Source organism: Ensifer sp. ENS03 (genome assembly GCF_014852035.1).
Lineage (GTDB): Bacteria > Pseudomonadota > Alphaproteobacteria > Rhizobiales > Rhizobiaceae > Ensifer > Ensifer adhaerens.
This window is the reverse complement of sequence record NZ_JACVAV010000008.1, coordinates 64,704-88,718: the sequence shown is the minus strand read 5'-3', so window position 1 is coordinate 88,718 and position 24,015 is coordinate 64,704. Positions and strand designations below refer to the sequence as shown.

Below are 24,015 nucleotides of genomic sequence, written 5' to 3'. Positions count from 1 at the left end.
ACTCTCCAAAGTCGCACAACCATAGCAAGTGCTGAGTTGCATAGCAACTCGTAAGTGCGCCCTTAAAACTTCGTTCGCTTCGCTCTCTCCGTCCGGGATCATGCAAGATGCACCGTTCCAGTGCCAATTCAGGGTTGTGCATTCCGCAATGTCGGATAGCTTCGCGGCCACAAACGGGCAATGGCACGGACTCTTGGGGCATGAGCATTAGGAGATGTCATGGCACACAAGTCGATCACCCAACGCCTCGCCGAACTCGAAGAGCGCAAGAAGACGCTGAAAGCCCGGCTCGGAAAACAGGAACGCGCCCAGGACACCCGCCGCAAGATCCTGCTTGGGGCGCTGGTGCTGCACCGGCTGGAGCACTCCCACGATTCCGAATTCACGCGCCGACTGAGAGATTGGCTGCAGCGAGAGCTGCCCGGGTTTCTCGTGCGCGACGGGGACAAGATGTTGTTCGAGGATATCCTCGCGCCCGCTCAGGCCGAGGAGAACAGCAGGGCGGCGGAATGAAGCTCACCTCTGTCGTGAAGTCACTGATCAAGGCGCCGTTCTACGCGCTTGCCGTGGTCATTTTCGGTCTCGGCCTGTCAGCGGTGATCCTGCTGACAAACTCTCTCGTCCACCTCGTCCTCGGCGCTGAGCACGGTGACGCCAGCGACGTTGTCACTCTCGTCGCAAAGCACCTTCCAATCGCGCTCGGCATTCTTGGTTTCCTTGCTGCCTTCATCTCAGTCGACATGACGACCTCCGTCTTCGGGACTGCGCGTTGGGCGAACAGCCACGAATTGAAGCAAGTCACTGCGGGCGACGAAGGCTTGCTCATCGGGCGCGATCCGACGACCGGGCAGCTCTTGCGTTACGATGGCCCCGCCCACCTTTTGACGATGGCGCCGACGCGGACCGGCAAGGGTGTTGGCACGGTCCTCCCGAACCTGTTGACCGCCGATCGTTCGATCATCTGCATCGATCCAAAAGGCGAGAATGCGCAAGTCGCCGGCTCGGCGCGTGAGCGGTTTGGACCGGTCCATGTTCTCGACCCCTTCGAAGTCACCGGTCAGAAATCATCGGCATACAATCCGCTCGATGTAATCGAAGCGGACGGGCTCGATGTCGCCGAGGACGCAAGCACGCTTGCAGATGCACTCGTCTATGACGAACCCGGTACCGGTGGCGAAGCACATTGGAATGAAGAGGCGAAAGCGCTGATTGCCGGTCTGATCCTGAAGATCGTCGTCGCGGAATCGCCTGGCCGTCGACATCTGGGAACGCTGCGCGAATATCTGACCTTGGCGCCGGAGCGCTTCCTGGTCTTGATGGCGCGCATGCAGGAGATGGACGAGGCGAACGGGTTGATTGCCCGGACCGCCAATCGCCATCTCGGCAAGTCGGAACGCGAGGCAGCAGGCGTGTTGTCAGCCGCGCAACGCCACACCCATTTCCTCGATAGTCAGCGCATGACCGCGGTGCTCAGCCGATCGGAATTCGGCTTCGCTGATCTGAAGCGCCGGAGCGTCTCGATCTTCCTCGTCCTGCCGCCCGATCGGCTCTCGACCTATGCCCGGTGGCTTCGTTTGCTCGTTTCGCAGAGCCTCGCAGCGATGGCGCGAGAACGCGCTATCCCTCGCCGACCGGTGCTCTATCTGCTCGACGAATTCGCAGCACTCGGCCATCTCGCGCCGGTCGAACGCGCGATGGGTCTGATGGCCGGTTACGGCGTGCAGCTCTGGCCGATCCTTCAGGACATCCATCAGCTGCGCTCCACCTATGGCCGCCGTTCCGGCACGTTTCTGTCAAACGCGGCGGTGCTTCAGGTATTCGGCGTGAATGATATCGAGACGGCGGAGCTCATCGCTCGGACCATCGGCAAGGCGGATGTGAACTATTCCACCCGGTCCTTCAGCAAAGGCGTCACGTCCAGAGCCGAACACATCGCGGCGCGCGACCTCATCAATGCCGACGAGATCCTGCGACTGTCGGCAAGTAAAATGATCCTGCTGCGACAGGGGCAACTGCCGGCCGTCGCCTCCAAGATCCGCTATTTCGAGGACAAGGAGTTTGCCGGCTTGTTTCCGGCGGCGCCATAACGTCGCGCGCAGGACTTGCGTTCCCGGGCACTCGCTATATTTGCTTCCGCAGCAACGTTGATGTTGCCGCATTGTGCTGGCCACGCACGATCTCGACGGTGACTTTTTTTGCTTGGCTCGGACGGTGATGGGGCAGAAACCAGGGACGCCGACATTTCTACAGAAGGGCTCACGCCCAGTCGTCGCGCGTGAACGAGAGGTCGCAAAGACCGAGGCAATCAACGCCCTTCTCATCCGGCCGATCACCATTCTTCCAGCCAGGGTTGTCGATCCGATCAGACCCTTTGCGCGCGGACTTTGGAACGACATCCGCCTTCTCCTGAAACCCGAAGTCAGCGTCACGGCGCTACGCAAGGCGTTGGCAACCTATGTGCACTCGCGCAGTTATCAGATCGCAATCGCGCGACCGGGTTCCTTCCACCATGCCGTCAATGGCGAGCCGGTCGAACCCGTCTCGGACGCAGACCATCTGGATGCGCTTGAGAAGTACGAGGGCTTCAAGGGTCGAGCAGACCGGACGCGGCTGCCTCCGCCCGCTCCCAAGGACCGGAGGAATCCGCATAGGGAAACACAGGCCTGCGCAGTGGCGCTCCGTCAATCGCAAGCTGACTGCGACCTTCACGCATGAACCGGCCATCACGAAAATGAATCGATGACACCTGATCGATTCAAAAGTGTCGTTGGACGGGGGCGCTCGCACGCGCGACTCTACATGCATGATCACGCAGCCCTACCACCTATACGTCGAACGCAATCGTGGCGACGCTCTTCGGTGACGTTTGCCTCAGGCGTCGTTGGGGACGGATCGGAGCCCGCGGGCAAGCGATGGAGCATCACTTCGAAGATGAGAAGCAAGCGATCTCGCTGTTCTTCGATCTCGTGCGACGGAAACTGCGGCGCGGCTATCGACCGCGGTAGCCAAAACGAAAACCCGGGGCGTAGTTGTGCTACGCCTGAAATTTCGCCCGCAGAGCCAGCTGCGGGCCGATTTTTTTGAGCACGACGGGTCATTTCCCCAATTGGGGTATCGCGATCACGGCGCAGCAGGCGTAGTAACGGTCACACGGTGCTGACCGTGGGGATATTCGGGACGCCGATACGAGGCGGCGCACTCGAATATCCCTTGGTTGTCTCTGCTCATGCGGCGCTCTGAGCAGACGCAGTTTCGTGATCGGTATCCGTTGCCGCCGCTGTCTGCAGCCCGTGCAAGAATCCGACGGCACGTTCAGCATGGGCGGCCATCTGGAAGACGGCGCGCTTGTCGTTCTTCAGGACCTTCAGCCAGGAAGCAATGTAGGCGGCGTGATCCTCGCGCGGCTCGATCGCAAGGCCGAGATCGGCAGCCAGAAACACGGCTCCAAGTTCAGCCACGAGCTCCTCCTTCGCATAACCTTCATCGCCCCACTTCTCGCGCCCGAGATCGCGATCAAGCCGCGTCCTGTTCATCGTCCAGTGGATGCACTCATGTCCGAGCGTCGTTGCGTGGGCTTCGGCTGAAACGAAAGACTGGAAAGGCGGCATCTGAATGAAGTCGCCGCCAAGATGGTAGAACGCTCTGTTGCCACCTTCCCGGATATCGGCTCCGAGGCCTGCGAAAAACCGGTCGGCCGCCTCGATACGCTCGTTCATCATCGCCGAGGTTCCCGCCGGCTTTGCATGGAAGCGCTCAGGCAGCCCGTCGATCTGGTCGGCATTGAAAACACTGTATCCCTTCATGAAAGGAATACGACGGTCTACTTCTTCGCCTTCGTCGTCGGTTTCTTTGCGCTCAATGGCGTTGGCATAGACAACAAGCGTTCCCTTCTCACCCTTGCGCACATTGCCGCCGATTTCCTGCGCCTGCCGAAACGTCATCCAGTAGCTTGAACTGTAGCCGTGTTCGGCAGCCGTCATCCAAAGTAGGACCGTGTTGATGCCGCGATAGGCTACGCCGTTGTGCCGCAACGGCCGGACAGGCGACCCACAAGCACCCCATGGCTGCATCCACGGCCGCGTGCCGGCCTCCAACTGCTCGATGATGCGCTGGGTGACGCGCTCATAGATGTCACTGAAACCAGTCGTGGTCTCGTTTGCTTTTGCCTTGCCCATGTTCTTGCCCTTTCCGTGGTCTCGCGAAGCGGGAGCCCTTCGCTCCTGCTTCCGAGCTCGTGCGGAACAGCGGGGGATTGGGGTGCAAGCGCCTGCGCGGGGAACCGGCTGCACGGAACGGAACGTCAGTGGAGTGGAGGAAGCTGGGCGGCAGGTGCTTGAAGGGGCGAAGGGGGCAGAGCCCCCCGGCCCCTCCCCTTCAAGAAAGGTGGCGGCATAAGCCGCACACCAGAAAATCACCACGTCCGACGAGACGAGGATCAATCGCGCTCGCCTGGCCGACTTGCCGCAGTCTCGGCGATCGACGGAGGAGGCCTTCTGTGTGACGGTCAGAAGGTCAGCTATGACGTCGGCCAGGACCGCAAGACCGGAAAAACGAGAGCTGAGAACGCCAGGTCCGTCTGAGCCGCCCGTCAATCCGACCGATACGAGCATCGGGCAAGCGACCAGAGCGACCGCGGTAAAGCGGAACAGCGCTTTACCGCCTTGATCGTCTCGGGGCGCACCAGGGCGCTAGGCACTCGAAATTGCGACAATATACTTGTAATTGCTCACCTACAAAGCACACGTTAGAGATGAATCTCGCTCCCCTGTGGAGGCTCAAGCATTTGCATGAGGCCACAACCGACTACGGTCAGCGTCCCCTCGTTTTGCTCCCTCTCCTCACTTGCCCGGCCGCGCCAGCGACCGGGCAATGTCGATGATGTCGTCCCGTGACGCTGTTGGGTCTTCCTTGCTCCAAGCAACCCCAAGCCCGATCTTGAGATCGACGCCGCGCACGGGCCGTAGCTCGAAGTTGCGGTTCGGCAGATCCTTCGTCCATTCCGGAGCAAAACCGACACCAAGGCCGGCGGAGACGAGTGAGACCAGCGAGAAGGTGTCATCACAGCTGTACGCAATGTTGCCGGTCAGCCCATGGGTCTCGAACATCTCGGAGAAATACCGCTCGGAATAGGAGAGGTTCTGACGGGAAAAGGCGATGATCTTCTCTCCCCTCAGGTCATCGATGTCGATCTCGCTTCGAAGCGCCAGCGGACTGGTCTTCCCGACCGCCAGCAGATAGCGCTCATGCGCAATCGAGAAGAAGCGCAAGGAACCGATGTTTTCGACCGGACGGATGAAGCCGAGATTGATCTGGCCGTTCTCTAATCCGCGAATGATGTCGCTGGTCGAGCCGCTCGTCACATGCAGCGCGACATCCGGAAACTTCCGGCCGATGCGAGAAAGAAACGCCGGCAGCACGCCGATAGTCGCTGGATAGACGGTTCCGATCTTGATCGTCCGCGCCCCTTTGCCGGCCACCGATCGCGCGACATCCATCGAAAGCCCGACATCACCAATAATCCGGACCGCCCGATCGTAGAACGCCTCCCCTGCCCGCGTGAGTTCGACCCGACGCGTCGACCGATCCAGCAGCCGAACCCCCAGCTCCTTCTCCAACGCCTGGATGTGCGCACTCAACGCCGGCTGGGCGATGCACATGCGCGCCGCCGCTCGATTGAAGTGCAGTTCCTCGGCCACCGCAACGAAGAACGAGAGTTGGCGCAGTTCCATCGTCTTTCCTCACTGGCGCGGATGCACACGGAGAAGACGGGATCAGACCGTCCCGGATGCTCCGATTGTCGAGAATACTCCGTGGATGAATACTCGACAAGTCCGCTGTGCTGAATTCATGGACATTCGAGAGATTTTCGCGAAGAACTTAAGGTTGGCACGCCAGGCAAAGGGCTTGTCGCAGGAGGAGCTTGCGCACCGCGCTGATATTGACCGCACCTACATCAGCTCTCTCGAACGATGTGTCTACAGCCCCAGTATCGAAGTGCTTGATCGCCTCGCGCAGGCTTTGGGGGTCGAGGCGGCCGATCTGATTAAGTCGCAGGAGAAGTAGCTTCCCGGCTTCCCACGCTATCAGTTTCAGTAGTTACATTATGCGATCATTTTGGCCTGAACCGTGAACAGTTCGGCAACGCGCTGTGGAATAGCGTCGTAACCCGAAGTCGCGCTAGCGACCGGAAACTGGTTCGTCCATGCTAAATCGCTTAACGCGCCCGTGCTAGTCACGCGTGCCGGATCGAATTTCCGCTGACGTTGTTGTGCAGGACGACAACGAAAAAGGAAACAGCCACTGATTTTGAAGTCACTCGGGGTTGGTTGGTCAGCGGCCACGCACGGGTTCTGGGGTGTCGCCCTACCGGTTAACTTCGCAGTGCTTTTAGTATTGCACTGGCGCGCGCCAATGAGGCTTCGGCGGCTCGCAACTCAAGGGAGACCGAAAGTAGGTCTCGGCACGCCAGCGAGAGCACAACCTGCAACACCTTGTCGGAGTGCCTGGCCAGCAGAATGAGATGCCATCCGTCGGGTGCACGATCACCGGCTAACCAATACTTCGCCGTCCGACCACTCGCGCCTGTCCAGCGCATGATCGTCTTTATCGCACGGCCTCCCCCACCCAAGTCTTGATGCAGTGCCGCAGCAATGGCGGCAACGTAGTCGTCTCTAGCGGCGCGCGTTGGCGTTGGAACAATTGTGCCCGTATTCGGAACCATACTGCCCACCTCCCCGGTCTATACTCCGACATTCTGACCTCAACCACACGTGATTTACCGGCACGTCATGGTCATCGTTTGGACTGACAACGGCGACGAACAACCACCTCCGAGCGAGCGACCCGAGGTTCGCGCGGCTGCCTACGTTCGGATGTCGACCGAGCATCAAAAGTATTCGACCGACAATCAGATCGCCGCCATCGGACGCTACGCTGCCAAACACCACTTCGAAATCGTGCGGACCTACGCCGACGAAGGCAAAAGCGGTTTGAGGCTCGTTGGGAGAGATGCACTGCAGGCGCTGCTTCGGGATGTTGAGGAGGAGGCCGACTATGAAGCCATCCTTGTCTACGATGTCAGCCGATGGGGTCGGTTCCAGGATCCTGACGAGGCGGCGGAAATCGAACTGCGCTGCAAACGTCAGGGCATTCGCGTGCACTACTGCGCCGAGCAGTTCAGCAATGACGGCAGCATCGGCTCTTCAATCATAAAGACCGTCAAGCGGGCGATGGCCGGCGAATATAGCCGCGAACTCTCAGTGAAAGTCTTCGCCGGCCAGGCAAATCTCATCCGGCTCGGCTTTCGCCAGGGCGGCGCTCCCGGGTATGGCCTAAGGCGTCGTCTTGTAGACCAGGCAGGGAACTCCAAGGCGCTTCTCACGCGAGGAGAGCATAAAAGCATCGCCACCGATCGCGTCATCCTCGTACCTGGTCCCTCAGACGAAATACGCGCGGTTCGCCAAATGTATGAGCTGTTCGTGGGTGAAGGACGCACCGAGGCCGAGATCGCCGAGGCCTTGAACAAGCAGGGCCTATGCACCGATTTGGGGCGTCCATGGTCCCGCGGATCGGTACATCAAGTCCTAATCAATGAGAAATATGTCGGGAACAACGTTTGGGGTCGAACCTCTTTCAAGCTGAAGCAGGAGCACGTGAAGAACCCCGAAGCGATTTGGGTTCGAGCCGACGGTGCGTTTGAGGCAATCGTCGACCTCGAGACCTTCTGCAAAGCACGTGACATCATCGCGGCAAGGTCCGCACGGTTGTCTGATGAGGCCATGCTCGACAAATTGGCGACAGTGCTTGCGCACCACGGATATCTGACGGGATTAATCATCGACGAGTCGGAGGACTGTCCCTCGAGCAGTTCATACGCTGGGCGGTTCGGCACGCTTCTCAGAGCCTACGCCTTGGTCGGGTTTATCCCCGATCACGACTATCGCTATCTGGAGATTAACCGAGCTCTCCGCCGTCTGTTTCCTGACGTGCTGGCGACAATCGTCGCCGGCCTTCAATCAGCAGGTGGCACCGTTTCTCGTCACTCCGGCACGGATCTCCTGACGATCAATAGCGAGTTTACCGCCTCCGTCTTGATCTCACGATGCTTCCAGACGAGTGCGGGCACGTTGCGATGGAAGGTGCGACTGGACGCGGCCCTCAAGCCCGACGTGACGGTGGTGGTACGCATGGATGCGGAAAATGCCACGCCCTATGACTATTACCTGCTTCCGCTGCTCGATATGCACGAGGCCGTTCTGCGCCTCTTTGACAGCAACGGACTATCCCTTGACGCCTACCGATGCGAATCGCTTGAGCGCTTCTATGCAATGGCCTCTCGCACGAGCCTTTCGGAGGTTGCCTAATGGTTGCAGTTCCAGCTCAGAAGATCGAAATGATCCCGATCGAGCGGGTGGTTGTGGTCAATCCGCGAATTCGCAACAAAAAACAGTTCAAGGAGATCATCGCCAACATCGGCCAAATTGGCCTGAAGCGGCCGATCACGGTAACACGCCGAATGGATTCGGAGGGCCCGTTCTACGATCTTGTGTGCGGACAAGGTCGTCTTGAGGCCTTCATTGCCCTGGATCAAAAGGAAGTACCCGCAATCGTCGTGAATGCAAACTCGCAGGATTGCCTGGTCGCGAGTCTTGTCGAGAACTGCGCACGGCGACGACATCGCGCCCTTGACCTTCTGCGTGATATCGGCGGTATGAAGGAGCGTGGACACAATGTCCCTGCTATCGCTCGGATGACGGGATTGTCGACCGAATACGTTTATGCGGTCGTCCGTCTGTTGGAAAAGGGCGAAGAACGCCTTCTGCGAGCCGCGGAAGCCGGGCAAATCCCATTCACTGTCGCATTGGAGATTGCTGAGGCTGAAGACCATGAGGTGCAGTCCGCTCTTCAAACTGCCTATGAAAACAAGCTTCTACGCGGCAAAAAGCTGATGGTTGCCAAACGGATTGTCGAATCACGCCGCAGTCAAGGGAAATCGCTCAACTATCGGCACAGCCCTTCCCCAAAATCCATCTCTTCGGAGGCCTTGCTGCGCGCATTCCAGGACGATGCTGACCGCAAGCGGATTCTCATTCGGCGAGCCGAGGCTGCAAAAGCGCGCCTGACCTTCATCACAGAAGCCGTGCGTCGGCTGATCTCGGAAATCGCATTCAAGAACATTTTGGAGGAAGAAGGCCTCATCAGCCTTCCGGAGGCGCTCGCCAAGCGACTTACCGCCGAGAAGGGGTCGCAGCATGAAAGACACTGACCCCAGAAAACCTGTTTCGCTTGCGTTCGAGACCACGAGCCTGCGCATTCCCGTCGCGGAGATCTCACCACTCAAGGAACTCACCCAAACGGCAATCCGGTCGATCAAATACACCCAAATTGCAGCGTCGATTGCTGAGCTCGGTCTGATTGAGCCGCCCGTTGTCATCCGCGACCGCGAGGACCCCGCCGTCTTTCATTTGCTCGACGGCCATGTTCGTCTCGACGTGCTCAAAAAGCTTGGCCAAAGTGAAGTCGTTTGTCTGGTTGCGACGGAAGACGAGGCCTTCACCTATAATCGGCGCGTTAGCCGGCTGGCGACGATCCAGGAACATAAAATGATCCTGACTGCGATCGAGAAGGGCGTTTCAGAAGAGAGAATAGCACGCGTCCTCAACGTCAACCCTTCCAGCATTCGGCAAAAGAAGAACCTGCTCGATGGTATCTGCCCGGAGGCGGTAGAGCTGTTCAAGGACAAACACGTGCCGATCAACACGCTTGTCCAGTTCAAGAAGTTGAAGCCGCTGCGCCAGATCGAGGCGGCCCAACTGATGGCGGCAATGAACAAGTACACGATCGCCTATGCTCGCTCGCTGGTCGCAGCAACCCCAGAAGCCATGCTCGTGCGCCCGAAAAAGCCCATCAGAGGCCTAACCGTGGACCAAATCGCCTTGATGGAGAACGAAGCAGCCAGCCTTGAACGTGAATTCAAGGCGATCGAACATGACTATGGAACGGATCATCTCGATCTCGTGCTGACGACTGGGTATCTGGCCCGCCTACTCAGCAACGCGCGCGTCATTGGCTACCTCGCACAGAAATTCCCCGATATCTTGGCAGAGTTCCAAAAGATTTCGGAACTTCGGAAGGCGGCTTAGAGATCAACGTCCTGTTTTGTCCGCATCGCCCGCGGGAAATCTCTGCCCGCGATGTTCTATCTGCCCTCCCGCCTGGTGCACTGGTTCTCCTGCTTGATGCAGGCGATCTCCGCCGTCGAGCATTCGGCGACGCCGTTGACGACCGCACAATGCGAGCACTGATCGGTGAACTCCAGGCAATCCGGATTGGCCTTGATGAAGTCCTGAAGGTTGGCATTTTCGGTCTGTCGCGGCTCGGGAACGGCGTCGCCAACGGGCGCATCCGCCGCATGAGCGGTCGCCAGTCCCGTCGTGGCCATCGCTAGGCAAAGCGCGACACGAAAGCTGAAATGCCTCATTCCCGCTCCTTTGAGAAAGAGAAACAGTACCGGAAAGGCCTCAACATTTTTCCGTCCCGGGCGACACGTTTTCAGAGAGGGCCGTCCCGGCGGTCGCAGCGCAAGCGGCGACGAGCTCTCACCCCAGTTCGTTGCGGATCGCGCGCATGAAGACCTTGGCGCCAATGCCGATCAGGTCGTCGGGAAAGTCATAGTCCGGATTGTGCAGCCGCGCATGGTTTTCACCGGCGCCGAGGAAGAACATCGCGGCTGGCGCAACGCGCCCGAACAGGCCGAAATCCTCCGAACCCTTCATCGGCAGCACGCCCTCGCCCTTGTCATGGCTGACGCCCTCCTCGTCCATGGCCCGCTCAAGCGCCGTCACGGCGCGTTCCGCATTGCTGCACTGGTGGAACACGTCCTCGTAGCTGATCGCTACCTTCAACCCGGCAGCACCGGCCACTTTCGCAACCAGCGCCTCGGCACGGGCGACGAGATCGGTCATGCGTTCGTCGGTGAGCGTCCTGAGCGTCACCCAGATCTCGGCGTAGCCCGGGCTGATGCCGAAGGCGGCTTCGCCGAGACGCGCATGCGTCACCGTGACAAGCGTGTAATCGCGGTCAAGCGGCCCGTTGTTGCCAAGCGCCGTCAACCCGGAAAGCAACTCGGCCATCGCAAAGGTCGGCGCGACCCCGTCCTCCGGCGTCGAAGCATGCGCGGTCTTGCCGGAAAGCGATATCCGCATGCCGCGCGAGGCGCAATTGACCGGACCGCTGCGAAGCGCGGCATGGCCGAAGCTCAATCCCGGAAAATTGTGCAGCGAAAAGACGAGATCCGGCCTAATCTCTGAAAACTTCGGATCGGCAAGCACGGCAGCAGCACCGGCGCCGTTTTCCTCCGCCGGCTGGAACATCAGGATAGCCCTGCCTTTGGCCGGCCGCTTCTGCGCTAACACTTTGGCGAGCGCCATCAGGATCGTCATGTGCCCATCATGGCCGCAGAGATGCCCCTTGCCCGCAATCTCGGAACGATGGGCGACCTGTGAAATCTCCTCGATCGGCAGCCCGTCGAGCTCGGCCCGCACCATCACCGTCGGCCCCGGTTCGCGCCCTTCATAGATCGCCGCCACCCCGTGCCCGCCAAGACCGGTGATGACCGCATCTGGCTTCGTCTCGGCCAGCACCGCAACGATCGTTTCCGCCGTCTCGCTCTCCTCGCCCGAAACCTCCGGCCGCCGGTGCAGGTCGCGGCGAAACGCGGCAAGCGCCTCCAGTTCGTGCTCAATAAGATACAATATTGACCTCCGTTAGCGCTGTCCGCCATCTTAAAAACTCAGGCAGATACTAGCTTAAATCACCAATCCTCCACTGAATGAAGGGGCGCAAGGCAGTCGGCGTCGAGGATGCGTTGCAGCGAGATCACTCGCCACAGTTAGTTCAGAGCTTCCATGCTATTCTTGAGGGGATATCACAGTCAGTTAGACCCGCCGGAGACCGTTCGCCGCCGGCTGACAAGCCGGTCGATCCTAACCCGCTGGCGGGGCTTAAACGGTTCCTTCGACGGACCGTCGCTCAAGTCGGCGCTGCGTCTTGCCGATCGCGCGAGTGGCCGGCCGCGGCAACGCAAGAGCAAAAAGGCGGTGACCGGCGATGTCCTGGAAAAGCTGCTGGACGCCAGCGAACGACTGGCGGCAAGCTATTACAACAACGCGGAACGAAAGAATGGACGAGCGGCCCGGCTCATCGTCCAGGCGGAGACTACGCGCCGAACAATGTATCGGCTCGCTTCTCAAATGACTCCCATTCTTCTCGCTCCGCTTCGCCTTCGATCTGTCGCGCGCGCCCGTGGCTATTGCGACCCGGATCAAGGGACACCATCTCTGCCTTCAGTTTGATGCGAGCGTTGGAGGTCGGCGGCGCGATCGGCATTCTGGCGGGGATCGTAGAACATGCCAATTGGCGCACCGGCCGCCTTGCGTTCCGCTTCCAACTGCGCGGCCAGTTCGGCTTTAGCCGCAAAGCATCGTCTCATCACGACGATGAGTTCACGGTCTTCAGTTTCCATGAAACCTCCCGCATGTTCAGATCGGCCTCCAATTGTCCGCCGACATCTCGCCTGACTTGCGATCCGCCGCCAGTTCGTAGGTAATCTTCTGACCATCTTTCAGCTCTCGCAGCCCCGCCGCTCTCCCGCAAAAAATGTGGACGAAGACATCAGCACCGCCTTCATCCAGCTGGATGAAGCCGAAACCCTTTTGTTCGACGCCTGTCGGTCGCAAGTTCAAGCAGCCTGCTTCCATTGCATGGCTGGCGTGCTTCATTGTGCATTGCAAAAAGACCGGCTGAACCCCATCTTTTGCTCATCAAAGAGTAAACGAAAGCGAGCAAGAAGATGACTACCACAACTTATCACAAGGGTTTCATCGGTCGTGCATTCGCAGTTCTCGGCGCTGCTAGCGCTGCCGCCGCGGCTGTTGAAGGTCACCGCCGCCCGAAGGCAAGCGACCTGCGCACGCTGGGCATTGATCCGGCGAACTTCCCGGACACGCGCCGCGGCTAACAAATTCCAGCGCCCCGAGGGGCGCCTTATCCTCCCAAGGATCAAAAAACGGCTCGGGGTCGAGAGACCACCGGGCCGCTTTGCATTTGAAGGTATCAGCGAGATTTTGCGAACGGCAGGAAATCCCGCAATCGCGTCCGAAGGATCTGGGACCAAGGAACCTCGGCATCGATTGCTGCGTAGCCGGCCCGCGTCAGCGAGAACTCGACACGACCGGCACTGTCTTGCCGACGGATCATGTACTGCATGTTGAGCGCACGGAAGACCGCCGCATGCAGGTCCTGCGGCCAATCGACGTCTTCGGCCGGCACGCGATGGGCACCTGCCCTGTATAGCTCCTCAAGCACATTCTTCAGATCGTCAGCCAGCATTCGTTACTTATCCGGTCTACTGTCTGATTTGGCAACGCGACGCGATCGATCCGGGCCCAAAGAAAAATGGCCCGGCGTTTCCGCCGGGCCGTTTCCGATTTGAAAGGGAGGCTCTCCGCTTAGGCTTCCGCGCGAGCGCGCTCTTCCTGATGTGCGCCAGCAAGCTCTTCCTCGCGTTCCCGCTTGTTGTAGCGGATCGACGACCAGAGCGAGATGCCGATGAGCGCTGCCCCACCGAGGCCGGTGATGACTTCCGGAATGTGGACCAGCGTCTGGAAATACATGACGACCGAGAGGATCAGAATCGCATAGAACGCGCCGTGCTCCAGGTAGCGATATTCGCTGAGCGTACCCTTTTCGACGAGCATGATCGTCATCGAGCGCACGTACATGGCGCCGATGCCGAGGCCGATCGCAATGATGAAGAGGTTCTGCGTCAGCGCGAAGGCACCGATAACGCCGTCGAACGAGAAGCTGGCATCGAGAACTTCGAGATAGAGGAAGGCACCGAAGCCGCCCTTTGCCGCAGCACTCATGGTTTCCTGCTGAGCATCGAGCAGTCCGCCGACCACCTCAACCACGAGGAAGGTCAGGAGGCCATAGATCGCCGAATAGACGAAGGTGTGCACGTCTGCCGGCTCAAGCAGCGTCGAGAAGCCGAGGATAAGAGCAAGGACGAATGCGATCTCGACGCCCTTGATGGTCGCAAAACGCGCCATCTTGGTTTCGACCCACTTGATCCAGTGCACGTCCTTCTCATGGTCGAAGAAGTAGCTGAGACCGACCATCATCAGGAAGGTGCCACCGAAGGCCGCGATCGGCAGATGCGCGTCGTTCATGATGCGCGCGTATTCTTCGGGCTTGCTTGCCGCCAGAACGATCGCTTCGATCGGACCGATCTTCGCTGCGATAACGACGATCAGGAGCGGGAAGACGATACGCATGCCGAAGACGGCGATGAGAATGCCCCACGTCAGGAAGCGATGCTGCCACTCGGGCGTCATGTCCTTGAGCTTGTTGGCATTAACGATCGCGTTATCGAAGGACAGGGAGATTTCGAGCACCGCAAGCACGGTGCAGATGAAGAAGACGGAGGCCATGCCACCGATGGTGCCGGTCGACTGCCAGCCGAGCCAGGCGCCGAGCACAAGGCCGACCGCCGTGACGATGAAGGCCCAGGTGAAATAGCCGAGCGCGCTCGAATGCGATTGAGGCTGGTTCATCGACGTGCCTCCTTCGCGCGGACGACGCCGGATTCGGTGAAAAAATGGGGTTTCAAAACAGAAATGCGCACGGCCGAAGGGGCACATGCGTGAGGCATGAGATCAGTTTTCATGAGAGCTAATCCGCCGGCTAATTTGCTGGCGGTACCGACATCACGAGAGCGCCGTAAAAACTCTCGCCAGAGGGGCCCGGCACCAGTGTTCGACCCGCGATCCGATGTCTGGACGGCGGGCACGCTTGACTAATTAGCAGTGTCGGGCGGAACGTCAAGGGGGCGGCCACTCGCTTTGATGGTGGATCGCCAAACGTTTGTTACCAAGCCCTGTCTTAGTTCGGCCGCCGCACCAAGCGTCGTCACCGATTCATTCGCAAAACTTATGGTTCCATACACAGACGGCAATGGATCGGCCGCGCTGAATGTGGCATGGCGTGCGCAACTTATTGAAGGCCCTGACATGACCGTGATCTCCGCCGCCATAACCGCCCCGAACGCCGCCCGTACCGGCGTCCTCATCATGCTCTTGGGCATGCTGATGTTTTCGCTAAACGACGTGATGGGCAAATGGCTGGTGGCGACCTACTCCGTCAGCCAGCTGATGGTGATCCGAAGCGTTGCGGCACTTCTGTTCCTGTCGCCCTTCATTCTCAGGCGCGGCCTGCGCTCTATGTTCCAGGTCGAACGGCCTGGCCTCCAGGCCCTGCGCTCGCTGCTCTTTGCCATCGACGCCTCTGCCTTTTATTTCGCGGTCGCCTACATGCCGCTCGCCGATACCATGACCTACTGGCTGGCCGCGCCGATCTATGTGGCGGCGGCCTCGCCGTTCCTGCTTGACGAAAAGGTTGGCTGGCGTCGCTGGACGGCGATCCTCATCGGCTTTGCCGGCGTCCTGATCGCGCTCGAGCCCTCCAAGGAAAGCCTCGGCCTTCCGGCCTTGATTGCGCTTGCCGGCAGCACCGCCTTCGCCTTTGCCCTCATGCTCGGTCGCACGCTCCGCTCCACGCCTGACACGACGCTGGTCTTCTGGCAGATCGTCGGCGCGCTCATCTTCTCGCTCGTCGGCGTTGCCGCCAATCCCTCCGGCTGGGCGCCGGTCGATGGCGAAGCGCTATTGCAGCTCGGCGCGCTCGGCATCGTCGCGATGCTCGCCCATATCCTCGTCAATCGGTCGCTCAAGCTCGCCGATGCCGCCACCGTCGTCCCGCTGCAATACACGCTGCTCTTTTGGGCCGTCGTCTTCGGTTGGTTCTTTTTCGGCGACACCCCTCGCCCGACCGTGCTCGTCGGCGCGGCATTGATCGTCGCCTCTGGCCTTTTCATCTTCTTCCGCGAACAGCAGTTGAAGAAGCGAAACGCAAAAGCCTGATCTCCCGCCCGGCGGGGTTCCCTCATCGGCGACACTCTGCTACGCCGCCGAGGTCCAAGCTTGAAGGAGATGTCCGTGGCCAAAGCGATCCATTCGATGATCCGCGTTCTCGAGGAGAAGCGATCGATCGATTTTTATCGTGTGGCCTTCGGGCTCGAAATCGCTGAACGGCTGGAGTTCGAAACCTTCGTGCTGATCTACCTCAGCAACGGGGAAAGCGAATTCGAGCTGGAGCTGACGGTCAACAAGGACCGGACCGAGCCCTATGCGCTCGGTGATGGCTATGGTCATCTGGCGTTGTCGGTCGACGACCTCGACGCCGAACATCAGCGGCTCACGGAAGCCGGCCTCAACCCGGGAAAGATCGTCGACTTCAACCGAGACGGCGCGCTGCTTGCCCGGTTTTTCTTCGTGGTCGATCCTGACGGTTACAAGGTCGAAGTGCTGCAGCGCCACGGTCGCTACAAGTAGGACATGGCCGCCAGACAGATCAACCAAAACAATACCGATTATCGCGCCTATCTATTTCGCTTATAGACGAGCGCGTCTTAGTCTTCCCCGGAAGCATCAAGAATGATGCGCAACAAGGGGAACGCGAATGAAGAAGCGGATTGCAGCAGCAGTGCTCGCCATCATGGCGGCAACGGCCGTTTCGGCCCAGGCCGCCGAAAAGATCAAGATCGGCACGGAAGGAGCCTACCCTCCCTTCAACTTCATCGACCCCGCCGGCAAGATCGGCGGCTTCGACGTCGACATCGGATTAGCACTTTGCGAGCGCATGAAGGTCGAATGCGAAGTCGTCGCCCAGGACTGGGACGGCATCATTCCCGGTTTGGTCGCCAAGAAATACGACCTGATCATCGCGTCGATGTTCATCACCGAGGAACGCAAGAAGCAGGTCGCCTTCACCAATCCCTACTACCTCGCAGCCATGACGCATGCGGCCCCTAAGGGTGCAGGCTTTACCGAGTTCACCAATGAGGCGCTCAAGGGCAAGGTGATCGGCGCACAGTCAGGCACGACCCAGGCCGAATACATCACCGCCACCTACCCCGATGCGGAGATCAAGCTCTACCCGACCCAGGACGAGGCGAACCTCGACATGGTCAACGGCCGCCTCGACCTTCAGGTGGGCGACATGCTGCCGCTGCTCGACTGGGTGACGAAGAATGCCGACGGAAAGGCATGCTGCGAACTGATCGGTGAACCGATCACTGACAAGAAGTTCGTCGGCGAAGGCGTCGGCATTGCCGTGCGCCAGGAGGACAACGACCTGCGCGAACGGCTGAACAAGGCGCTGGACGAAATCCGCACCGACGGCACTTACAAGAAAATCAACGACAAGTACTTCACCATTGACGTCTATACGATGAAGTGAGAGCGATCCGTGTTCCGGCCGCCCACGCGGCCGGGCTCCTTTCGTGCGACGTTCTCATCTTGCTTGTGTAGCAACACAGTATCGACTTGTTCGAACACCTAGACGTGTGCGATTGATTTCGCGCTAATATGGGCGCGATCAGTATGTATCCTTCCGTTCTTCCGCAGGTTTTGCCACCGGGTGTTCAGCTCCGGTCGCTGCTCCCTCACAAAGACGACCGTGGCGTTTTCCTTGAAGCGTTCAGAGAAGAATGGTCGACAGGGTGTGACCCCGTCCAGTGGAATGTGGTCAGGAGTGAGCCTGACGTCCTGCGAGGCGTTCATGTGCATTCCAGCCACACTGATTATCTGCTTGTGATAAGTGGCAGAATGTTTCTTGGCCTACATGACATCCGGCCGAATGCGCCGACAGATGGGCTCTCGGCTATGCTCGTCCTCGATGCGTCCACTCCAACCGCAGTCACCGTTCCGCCCGGCGTCTGCCACGGCTTTTATTTTCCCGAGCCGTCAATTCACATGTACGCCGTCTCTCACTATTGGGATGAAACGGACGAGCTAGGCTGCCGTTTTGACGAGTCCGAATTAGGACTTAACTGGCCAAATAGGGAGCCTAAACTGTCACGCCGAGATGGTCTCGCGTCATCCTATGGCGAGATGCGGGACCAGTTCTTGAAGCGATACACTCAAAACACGAAGCGATAACGATGACTTCTATCGGGCTGGTTGGTTATGGGCGCTGGGGAAAACATATCTTTCGCGACCTGAGAGCATTGGGCGCGGACGTGCATGTCGCGGTGCCCTCGGCCGCTAGCCGGGCCGAGGCATTGGCGAAGGGTGCGGCGTCCGTTTGCAGCGATTGTTCGCTTCTGCCTCAGGTGGACGGATTTGTAGTCGCCACGCCAACGATGACGCATGCTTCTGTTCTATCTGAACTCACCTCGCGCGAGCGCCCCATTTTCGTCGAAAAACCAATGAGCGACGATCTTGAACAGGCCCAGGCCCTAGTGAAGGCTGCTGGCGAACGAATATTCGTGATGGACAAGTGGCGATATCATCCAGGTGTGGAGGCACTTGCCGCGCGAGCGAAATCTGGTGCGCTTGGAGACATCTTGGGAATACGGACGTTTCGGCTAGGCTGGGACAACCCTCATAAGGACGTAGATGCGATTTGGATCCTGCTGCCGCACGACCTGAGCATCGCCTACGAAATACTCGGATATCTTCCGCCGGCGCGATCGGCAATCGCAACTGTACCGGGCCAAGGTCATTCGAACTTGATCGCCGTGCTCTCCGGCCCTACGGAAACGTGCCAAGTCACGATGGAAATATCGGCCCATCATCCTGTTTCTCGGCGCTCGGTGATCGTCGTCGGCAGCAAGGCGAGCGCTCAGCTCGCGGACTCCTACGACGACCGCATCTTCATCGCAGAGGGCGTGCCCGGGATCAACGCCTCTACGCCCACGCACGAGCATGTCGCTTCAGAGTTCCCACTGTTGCGTGAGTTGCGAGCGTTCCTGGAGTACATTCAGGGCGGCGCCGCGCCTCGATCTTCTGCCAGTGAAGGGTTGCTTTTCGTCGAACGAGTGGCAGCCCTCCGTCGTCTGGCTGGCGTATGAAATGGTTCGCCCCTCCTTCACGGTGCTACTGCCGATCAACCGTTCGCCGGAGCTGTTACCTTTCGCCGTCGAGAGCGTTCTGAAGCAGTCGAATGCCGATTTCGAACTGTTCATAATCTGTGACGGTGCCCCCGACGCAACGGTCGCTTGCGCTAAGGGTCTTGCAGAGCGGCATCCGCAGCTTCGGGTGTTCTCGTTCGAAAAGGGGGAGCGACACGGAGAGGCGCATCGAGACTTGGCGTTGCGCGAGGCACGCGCGCCTTTGATCGCACAGATCGGCGATGACGACCTATGGCTTCCTGACCATCTGGCGATCCTCGGTACTCTTCTCGAATCGGTCGACTTTGGCAATCTACTGCAAGCAGAACTCTTAACGGATGGTTCGATCGCTGTTCACATAGATGATCTTGCTGACGAAACGACACGCCAGCGCATGTGCTCAACTCCCTGGAACTTTTTTGGCCCGTCTGTGGCGGGTTACCGCCTTTCCGCCTATCGTTCGTTGCCTGTTGGCTGGAGCCCTGCCCCGCCCGATGTTTGGACTGATTTGCACATGTGGCGAAAGTTTCTCCGGCATGAAAGCCTGACTTTTGGCACGTCGTTTTCGGTCCAATGCCTGAAGTTGAGTGCTCACTCTCGGCAAACCGTTGAGACCGCGGACCGTGCGAAGGAAAATGCTCCCATCGCTCAGGCCCTTTTGGATCCACGTCAGCGGCTGATCTATCAAGAACGCGCTATGAAAGCTGTTTGGCAACAGCTGAAAGAGCAGTATCGAGTGGCAGACGCCGACCGCACGGAACTGCGACAAGCAAAGGACGCCGCAGCGTCCAATTTCAAAGTCACGGAAGAACGGCTTCTGGAAGAGAACCGACGCCTAGAGCAACAGCGTCTCGATCAGACTTCGGCTTTGGTTGCAAACTTTGATGCTGAACGGCAGAAGTTACTACACGATGTCGAACGCCTTGACCGTCTTCGCTTGGACGCCAACTCAACGCTCGCAGAAATCAAAAGCTCTCGATCGTGGGCAATGACCGCGCCATTGAGATGGATCGAAAGCAAGATCGAGCGCCGGAAACCTCGATAAGGCCGGCACTCAATGGCCGCCGCAGATCAATGAGCAAAAACGATTCTAAATCGGGGACCCGGCCGCGTCCTACGGGCAAGGCCGGATCTTCTTGTTATTACTCTTCTCTTATCGCGCGCTGCCTTGCCACGATCGCCTTGAATTCAGGGGCGTCGACGAGCGATTGCACGGCCCAGTAACCTTCGAGCCACTCGGCCTCGCCTTCCCAACCGCCATCGACAAGCTCGCGGAGATTGGCAAGCGCCCGGGTGCGGTCGCCGGCAAGCGTCCAGGCCCCGGTTGCGTGGAAGCGATACCAGCTGATGTGATCGCTTGCCCGCTCCAGATGAAGGCCCCATTCCCGGCAGGTGTCGAGATCGAGATCGCCGACGTTCTCTGCCGGCAGGTTACCGCTATAGGCTACGTGCCGATCGCGTTCGATGAGGCCGATGCCCCTGGCAATCGCGATTGATCCCTTGTTCGAGGCGTGCGCGTGCCACTCGATAACGGGACGTCCGCGCTTGATGCACTCGGCGATCGTCACAGCCGCTACCGCTTTGCCAAGCCCAAGGCGCCGATAGGCGGGCTCGGTCCCGACACCCACTTCGCAACGGGTACCGCTGACGCTGTCGGTTGCACAATGGCTGACGACGGATCCGTCGTAAAGCACACAGAAGCCGATGGCGTTTTCCAGGAAGAGTTCGGGAGAAGCCCACCCTTCCATGAGATCAGTTACCGTCTCGATATTGCCGGGCTCCAGATCGAGCAGGCGCTGGTCGATCGGCACGAGACGGAAGCCGTCAGGCAACACCGTCGCAGCAAGACCGAGACTTGCTCCCGGCAAGCCCATCCTGACGCGCGGATGGGGCCGGGCGAAGCGATTAGACCAGATATCGCCGAGACGATCGGACCAGCGGTCTTCGACGAAGAAATAGGCCCAGTCAGGGATCAGTTCCTTCAGATTGGCAAAGCTATCGACCACCTCGTCGGGCAGACCCGCGAGATAGTAAGCATCGCCATTGGCGAGCAGCGCGACGCGTGGTTCGACTGGACGATCGACCCAGACTTCACCGTCTATGGTGCCGTCGAGTACGGCAGCAATGGCTACGTGGGTGGAAGAAAAGTCTTTTAAGAGGGCGTGAGCAGCCGAATAGGCCGCTTGTTCGAGTAGAAACATGAAAATGCAATCCTGTTGCGGCGGGATATCCCATCCCTGCCGCCAGAAGAAAGAGTAGAGACGAGCAGGTCGTCCCGTTTCAGACCGGCTTCAGCCGACCGGCGCACGGCGTTGGAGACTGTCATCTTGCACCCTCTCTCTTCCTGCGCGCCCCGGATCGGGCGCCATTGCATTCGACGAACTAGACAGCCGGGCCGGACGGAACAAGCGCTTTACGGTAACCGCTTCAGGACGGCCCTGCGGTCCGTGCGCTTGCGCCATTGGCGGCTGCAATGACAGGCGCTAAAGCTCTCCTGCCGGGATTTGGTGTAGCGTCAGCCCGGAATCGGCGGAATGCATCGGAGACCGACATGTTCGACCTCAGCGGAATGACGGCATTGGTAACGGGTGGCGGCCGCGGTCTCGGCTTTGAAATGGCAAAGGCGCTCGCACGGGCAGGAGCAGCCGTCGCGATCAACGGCCGCGGTTCCGCCGCACTCGAAACGGCCCGTACCCAGGCTGCCTCGGAAGGCACCGCACTCGACATCGTTCCCGGCGACGTTTCGACGGATGCGGAAAAGATCGTCGCTGCCGCCGCCGGCAGGACCGGCCAACTCGACATCCTCATTCACGCCGTCGGCGAGCGCGACCGGCGCGGCACCGACGTCATGGATCCCGCCGCCTTTGCCACCCTCGTCAACACGGACCTGACGGCAGCCTATGCGATGGCGCGGGCAGCACTTCCCTATTTCCGCCGCTCCTCGTCCGCCCGGCTGATCTTCGTCACCTCGATCGCCGCCTCCGTCGCGCGGCCGGGCGACCCCGCCTATACCGCGGCAAAGGGCGGTCTTGATGCCCTCACCCGTTCACTGGCGGTGGAACTTGGATCGGCGACGCTGACGGTCAACGCGATTGCGCCCGGCTGGTTTGCAACCGAGACCAATGCCGCACTCGCCTCCGATCCCGCACTGCAGGCCTTCGTCGATATCCGAATTCCCTTGAAACGCTGGGGCCGACCGGAGGAGATCGCGCCGGCCGCCGTGTTCCTGGCCTCGCCTGCCGCCAGCTTCGTCAATGGCGTAACCTTGACGGTGGACGGTGGCATGACCGCGCAGATGTGAGCGTCATCGTAGACCTTTCCCGTGCAGCGGCTGCTTTCGGAATTCGCCGTGGCGCTGTTTGGAATGCCTGTAGATCGACGCAGCAGCGCCGCAGTCTTTCCGGCTGATCGTCTTCACCACCGCTCGGAACCGGCCGCCAAGCCTTCGGCAAGCAGTGTAGCGAGGTTCGACGCCGGCTTGTCGGCTTTTGCCTTCAGCCGCAAGCTGAATTCCGCATTCGGCAGTGCCGGGAGCGAAAGTGCCTGGGGTGCGACCGCGATCCCTTCTCCGAGGAAGCGTGCTGTGCGCGCCGTAACGGCAATCCCGCTTCGCACGGCTGCGCGCAGACCGGAAAGGCTGGGGCTTGTCGCCGCGATGCGGTAGCGACGACCGGTCTCATCGAGGGCTGCCGTCGCGGCCGCGCGAAAACCGCAGGGCGGATCCAGCACCGCGATCGTCAACTCACTGTCAGCTGTGGGCGGAGCATCCGATGCCGATAGCCACAGCATCGGTTCGCGCAAAATGGCGATCTCGTCGGGCGTCGGCCCCTCCCGCATGACGATCAGCACTTCGATCAGCCCCTGATCGTAGGCCGAAGTCAGTTCACGGGATCTGCCGACCCTCAAGTCCAGCCGCACACGGGGGTGGGTGCGCCCGAAGCGGCGCAGGAGATCCGGCAAGTTGCTGTCGGCGAAATCCTGGGTGCAGCCGAGAGCCAGACGGCCGTCGGTGCTGGCACCCTTGAGGCTCAGCCATGCATCCCGGTGAACTTCGAGAATCCGGCGTGCATGAACGACCAATTCCTCCCCGGCCGGCGTGAGAATTCGCCCCCGGCCTGAGGGCGCGAGAAGTGGCTCGCCGATCATCGTTTCCAGGCGCTGCATCTGGGCGGTCACAGCCGAAGGCGTCCGCCCCACGGCCGCAGCCGCATTCGCAAGAGAGCCACTCTCGGCGAAAGCAAGAAAGGTACGAAGCAGATCGGGATCGAAGGCTTGCATTACTTCAATATAATCGAAGTTATGATATTAAACAATTCGATTTTTCAGAAGGTAGAGACGTGGCAGATTGGGCTCACACACGAAACATGAAACCCGAAAGGAACCACCCAATGCCCATCATCAACGTCACCGTCAGCGGCAAGCCGGACACCGCACTCTCGTCACGGATCGCCGCTTCGGTCAGCGAATTGACGGCAGCGCACCTGCGCAAGGATCCGACGATCACGGCAATCGTCGTCACCTATGCGGATCCGGAACACTGGTTCGCTGGCGGAAAGTCGCTTGCCGAACAGGATATCAACAGCTTCTGGCTCGACATCAAGGTCGTCGACGGCACCAACACCAAGCAGGAAATGGCTGCTTATCTCGAAGCCATCTTCGGGCGCTTTGAACAATTGCTCGGACGGGTACACCACGAGAGCTACGTTCTCGTCCACGAGGTTGCGGCTGCCGCCTATGGTTATGGTGGCAAGACGCAGGAATTCCGCTACATCAGTGGCAAGCTCAAATCCGGCATCTGAAGCATTTCACCAAGCATTCCGCAGCCTCCAACGTTCGCGAAGGCGGAGCCCTAAAGGTGCGGAAAGATGGCTGCCGGAAACGCTAGAAGCAAACCGGTGTCGCAGAGCCAATAATGGCCGGTTTACCGCCGGCAGCCTCGTGAACTGGAACGGAAGTATCGGTCCAGCGCCGTCTCATCTATCGGTATCGCGTCAATCGCAACGCGA

General features: G+C 59.7%; 26 protein-coding genes and 3 pseudogenes. 19 read left to right on the top strand and 10 right to left on the bottom strand.

The features are described from left to right. Positions 1-219: 219 nt before the first annotated feature. The 4 genes and pseudogenes from IB263_RS24410 (at position 220) to IB263_RS24395 (ending at position 3,005) form a co-directional block, all read left to right on the top strand. Positions 220-513: a mobilization protein gene (locus tag IB263_RS24410; RefSeq protein WP_192439145.1), complete on the top strand. Its 294-nt coding sequence runs from the start codon at positions 220-222 to the stop codon at positions 511-513. Then, positions 510-2,087, top strand: a complete 1,578-nt coding sequence (locus IB263_RS24405; RefSeq protein WP_192439144.1) for a type IV secretory system conjugative DNA transfer family protein — start codon at positions 510-512, stop codon at positions 2,085-2,087. Before IB263_RS24410 ends, IB263_RS24405 begins: the two co-directional genes overlap by 4 nt. A 73-nt stretch (positions 2,088-2,160) precedes the next feature. Then, on the top strand, positions 2,161-2,715 hold the full coding sequence (locus tag IB263_RS24400; RefSeq protein ID WP_192439143.1) for a ProQ/FINO family protein: 555 nt from the start codon (positions 2,161-2,163) through the stop codon (positions 2,713-2,715). Between the two features lie 88 nt (positions 2,716-2,803). Further along, positions 2,804-3,005: pseudogene (locus tag IB263_RS24395) on the top strand (WGR domain-containing protein). 219 nt (positions 3,006-3,224) lie between these two features. Here the strand turns inward: IB263_RS24395 and IB263_RS24390 are convergent. Then, on the bottom strand, positions 3,225-4,175 hold the full coding sequence (locus IB263_RS24390; RefSeq protein ID WP_192439142.1) for an ArdC family protein: 951 nt from the start codon (positions 4,173-4,175) through the stop codon (positions 3,225-3,227). Positions 4,176-4,466: 291 nt separating this feature from the next. On the opposite strand from IB263_RS24390, the pseudogene IB263_RS34205 reads away from it, so the two are divergent. Continuing rightward, positions 4,467-4,580, top strand: a pseudogene (locus IB263_RS34205) (cold-shock protein); the annotation flags it as partial. A 258-nt stretch (positions 4,581-4,838) separates the two neighbouring features. Here IB263_RS34205 and IB263_RS24385 read toward each other — a convergent pair. Further along, positions 4,839-5,729 carry a LysR family transcriptional regulator gene (locus IB263_RS24385; protein ID WP_113554521.1) on the bottom strand — a complete coding sequence of 297 codons (891 nt, stop codon included), beginning with the start codon at positions 5,727-5,729 and terminating at the stop codon, positions 4,839-4,841. A 118-nt stretch (positions 5,730-5,847) separates the two neighbouring features. On the opposite strand from IB263_RS24385, the gene IB263_RS24380 reads away from it, so the two are divergent. From IB263_RS24380 to IB263_RS24365, 4 genes are all read left to right on the top strand, one after another. Further along, positions 5,848-6,063 (top strand): helix-turn-helix domain-containing protein, encoded by a 216-nt coding sequence (locus IB263_RS24380; RefSeq protein WP_113554551.1) that lies wholly within the window; start codon positions 5,848-5,850, stop codon positions 6,061-6,063. Positions 6,064-6,788: 725 nt separating this feature from the next. Beyond that, positions 6,789-8,363, top strand: a complete 1,575-nt coding sequence (locus IB263_RS24375; protein WP_192439141.1) for a recombinase family protein — start codon at positions 6,789-6,791, stop codon at positions 8,361-8,363. Continuing rightward, entirely contained in the window at positions 8,363-9,265 is a 903-nt protein-coding gene (locus tag IB263_RS24370) for a plasmid partitioning protein RepB C-terminal domain-containing protein (protein ID WP_113554519.1), read from the top strand. Before IB263_RS24375 ends, IB263_RS24370 begins: the two co-directional genes overlap by 1 nt. After that, positions 9,252-10,142, top strand: a complete 891-nt coding sequence (locus IB263_RS24365; protein ID WP_113554518.1) for a plasmid partitioning protein RepB C-terminal domain-containing protein — start codon at positions 9,252-9,254, stop codon at positions 10,140-10,142. Before IB263_RS24370 ends, IB263_RS24365 begins: the two co-directional genes overlap by 14 nt. Positions 10,143-10,198: 56 nt before the next feature. Here IB263_RS24365 and IB263_RS24360 read toward each other — a convergent pair whose 3' ends face one another. Beyond that, positions 10,199-10,480 (bottom strand): hypothetical protein, encoded by a 282-nt coding sequence (locus tag IB263_RS24360; RefSeq protein WP_110819764.1) that lies wholly within the window; start codon positions 10,478-10,480, stop codon positions 10,199-10,201. A gap of 118 nt (positions 10,481-10,598) precedes the next feature. Beyond that, positions 10,599-11,753, bottom strand: coding sequence for an amidohydrolase (locus tag IB263_RS24355; protein WP_192439140.1), 1,155 nt, complete (start codon positions 11,751-11,753; stop codon positions 10,599-10,601). Positions 11,754-11,945: 192 nt separating this feature from the next. On the opposite strand from IB263_RS24355, the pseudogene IB263_RS34200 reads away from it, so the two are divergent. Then, positions 11,946-12,146 (top strand): annotated as a pseudogene (locus IB263_RS34200) (integrase); the annotation flags it as partial. Between the two features lie 176 nt (positions 12,147-12,322). On the opposite strand, the gene IB263_RS24350 reads toward IB263_RS34200, so the two are convergent. Both IB263_RS24350 and IB263_RS24345 read right to left on the bottom strand, forming a co-directional pair. Continuing rightward, on the bottom strand, positions 12,323-12,523 hold the full coding sequence (locus IB263_RS24350) for a hypothetical protein (RefSeq protein WP_246811076.1): 201 nt from the start codon (positions 12,521-12,523) through the stop codon (positions 12,323-12,325). Between the two features lie 16 nt (positions 12,524-12,539). Then, positions 12,540-12,758 carry a cold-shock protein gene (locus IB263_RS24345; protein ID WP_192439230.1) on the bottom strand — a complete coding sequence of 73 codons (219 nt, stop codon included), beginning with the start codon at positions 12,756-12,758 and terminating at the stop codon, positions 12,540-12,542. A gap of 92 nt (positions 12,759-12,850) precedes the next feature. Here IB263_RS24345 and IB263_RS24340 point away from each other — a divergent pair, with 92 nt between their 5' ends. Beyond that, positions 12,851-13,018 carry a hypothetical protein gene (locus tag IB263_RS24340; protein WP_110819761.1) on the top strand — a complete coding sequence of 56 codons (168 nt, stop codon included), beginning with the start codon at positions 12,851-12,853 and terminating at the stop codon, positions 13,016-13,018. A 95-nt stretch (positions 13,019-13,113) separates the two neighbouring features. Here IB263_RS24340 and IB263_RS24335 read toward each other — a convergent pair whose 3' ends face one another. Next, complete coding sequence (locus tag IB263_RS24335; RefSeq protein WP_060521018.1) at positions 13,114-13,389, bottom strand: hypothetical protein; 276 nt, start codon at positions 13,387-13,389, stop codon at positions 13,114-13,116. 119 nt (positions 13,390-13,508) lie between these two features. After that, entirely contained in the window at positions 13,509-14,612 is a 1,104-nt protein-coding gene (locus IB263_RS24330) for a DUF475 domain-containing protein (RefSeq protein ID WP_113554516.1), read from the bottom strand. Between the two features lie 456 nt (positions 14,613-15,068). Here IB263_RS24330 and IB263_RS24325 point away from each other — a divergent pair, with 456 nt between their 5' ends. The 6 genes from IB263_RS24325 to IB263_RS24300 all read left to right on the top strand — a co-directional run bounded on the left by IB263_RS24325 (position 15,069) and on the right by IB263_RS24300 (position 20,054). Then, positions 15,069-15,977, top strand: a complete 909-nt coding sequence (locus IB263_RS24325; protein WP_192439139.1) for a DMT family transporter — start codon at positions 15,069-15,071, stop codon at positions 15,975-15,977. 75 nt (positions 15,978-16,052) lie between these two features. Then, positions 16,053-16,448, top strand: a complete 396-nt coding sequence (locus tag IB263_RS24320) for a VOC family protein (protein WP_112984739.1) — start codon at positions 16,053-16,055, stop codon at positions 16,446-16,448. A 127-nt stretch (positions 16,449-16,575) separates the two neighbouring features. Next, on the top strand, positions 16,576-17,355 hold the full coding sequence (locus tag IB263_RS24315; protein WP_192339723.1) for an ABC transporter substrate-binding protein: 780 nt from the start codon (positions 16,576-16,578) through the stop codon (positions 17,353-17,355). A gap of 128 nt (positions 17,356-17,483) precedes the next feature. Beyond that, positions 17,484-18,056: a dTDP-4-dehydrorhamnose 3,5-epimerase family protein gene (locus IB263_RS34760; protein ID WP_192439138.1), complete on the top strand. Its 573-nt coding sequence runs from the start codon at positions 17,484-17,486 to the stop codon at positions 18,054-18,056. Positions 18,057-18,058: 2 nt separating this feature from the next. Next, positions 18,059-18,970 (top strand): Gfo/Idh/MocA family protein, encoded by a 912-nt coding sequence (locus tag IB263_RS24305; protein ID WP_192439137.1) that lies wholly within the window; start codon positions 18,059-18,061, stop codon positions 18,968-18,970. Between the two features lies 1 nt (position 18,971). Further along, positions 18,972-20,054, top strand: coding sequence for a glycosyltransferase family A protein (locus tag IB263_RS24300; RefSeq protein ID WP_192439136.1), 1,083 nt, complete (start codon positions 18,972-18,974; stop codon positions 20,052-20,054). Between the two features lie 97 nt (positions 20,055-20,151). Here the strand turns inward: IB263_RS24300 and IB263_RS24295 are convergent, their stop codons facing one another. Continuing rightward, on the bottom strand, positions 20,152-21,210 hold the full coding sequence (locus IB263_RS24295; protein WP_192439135.1) for a GNAT family N-acetyltransferase: 1,059 nt from the start codon (positions 21,208-21,210) through the stop codon (positions 20,152-20,154). Positions 21,211-21,560: 350 nt separating this feature from the next. Between IB263_RS24295 and IB263_RS24290 the strand changes: the two genes are divergently transcribed. Beyond that, positions 21,561-22,310 (top strand): SDR family oxidoreductase, encoded by a 750-nt coding sequence (locus IB263_RS24290; RefSeq protein ID WP_110819757.1) that lies wholly within the window; start codon positions 21,561-21,563, stop codon positions 22,308-22,310. A gap of 113 nt (positions 22,311-22,423) precedes the next feature. On the opposite strand, the gene IB263_RS24285 is transcribed toward IB263_RS24290, so the two are convergent. Continuing rightward, on the bottom strand, positions 22,424-23,287 hold the full coding sequence (locus IB263_RS24285) for a LysR substrate-binding domain-containing protein (protein ID WP_192439134.1): 864 nt from the start codon (positions 23,285-23,287) through the stop codon (positions 22,424-22,426). Between the two features lie 110 nt (positions 23,288-23,397). Here IB263_RS24285 and IB263_RS24280 point away from each other — a divergent pair, with 110 nt between their 5' ends. Beyond that, positions 23,398-23,808, top strand: a complete 411-nt coding sequence (locus tag IB263_RS24280) for a 4-oxalocrotonate tautomerase family protein (protein ID WP_060610274.1) — start codon at positions 23,398-23,400, stop codon at positions 23,806-23,808. Positions 23,809-24,015 lie beyond the last annotated feature (207 nt).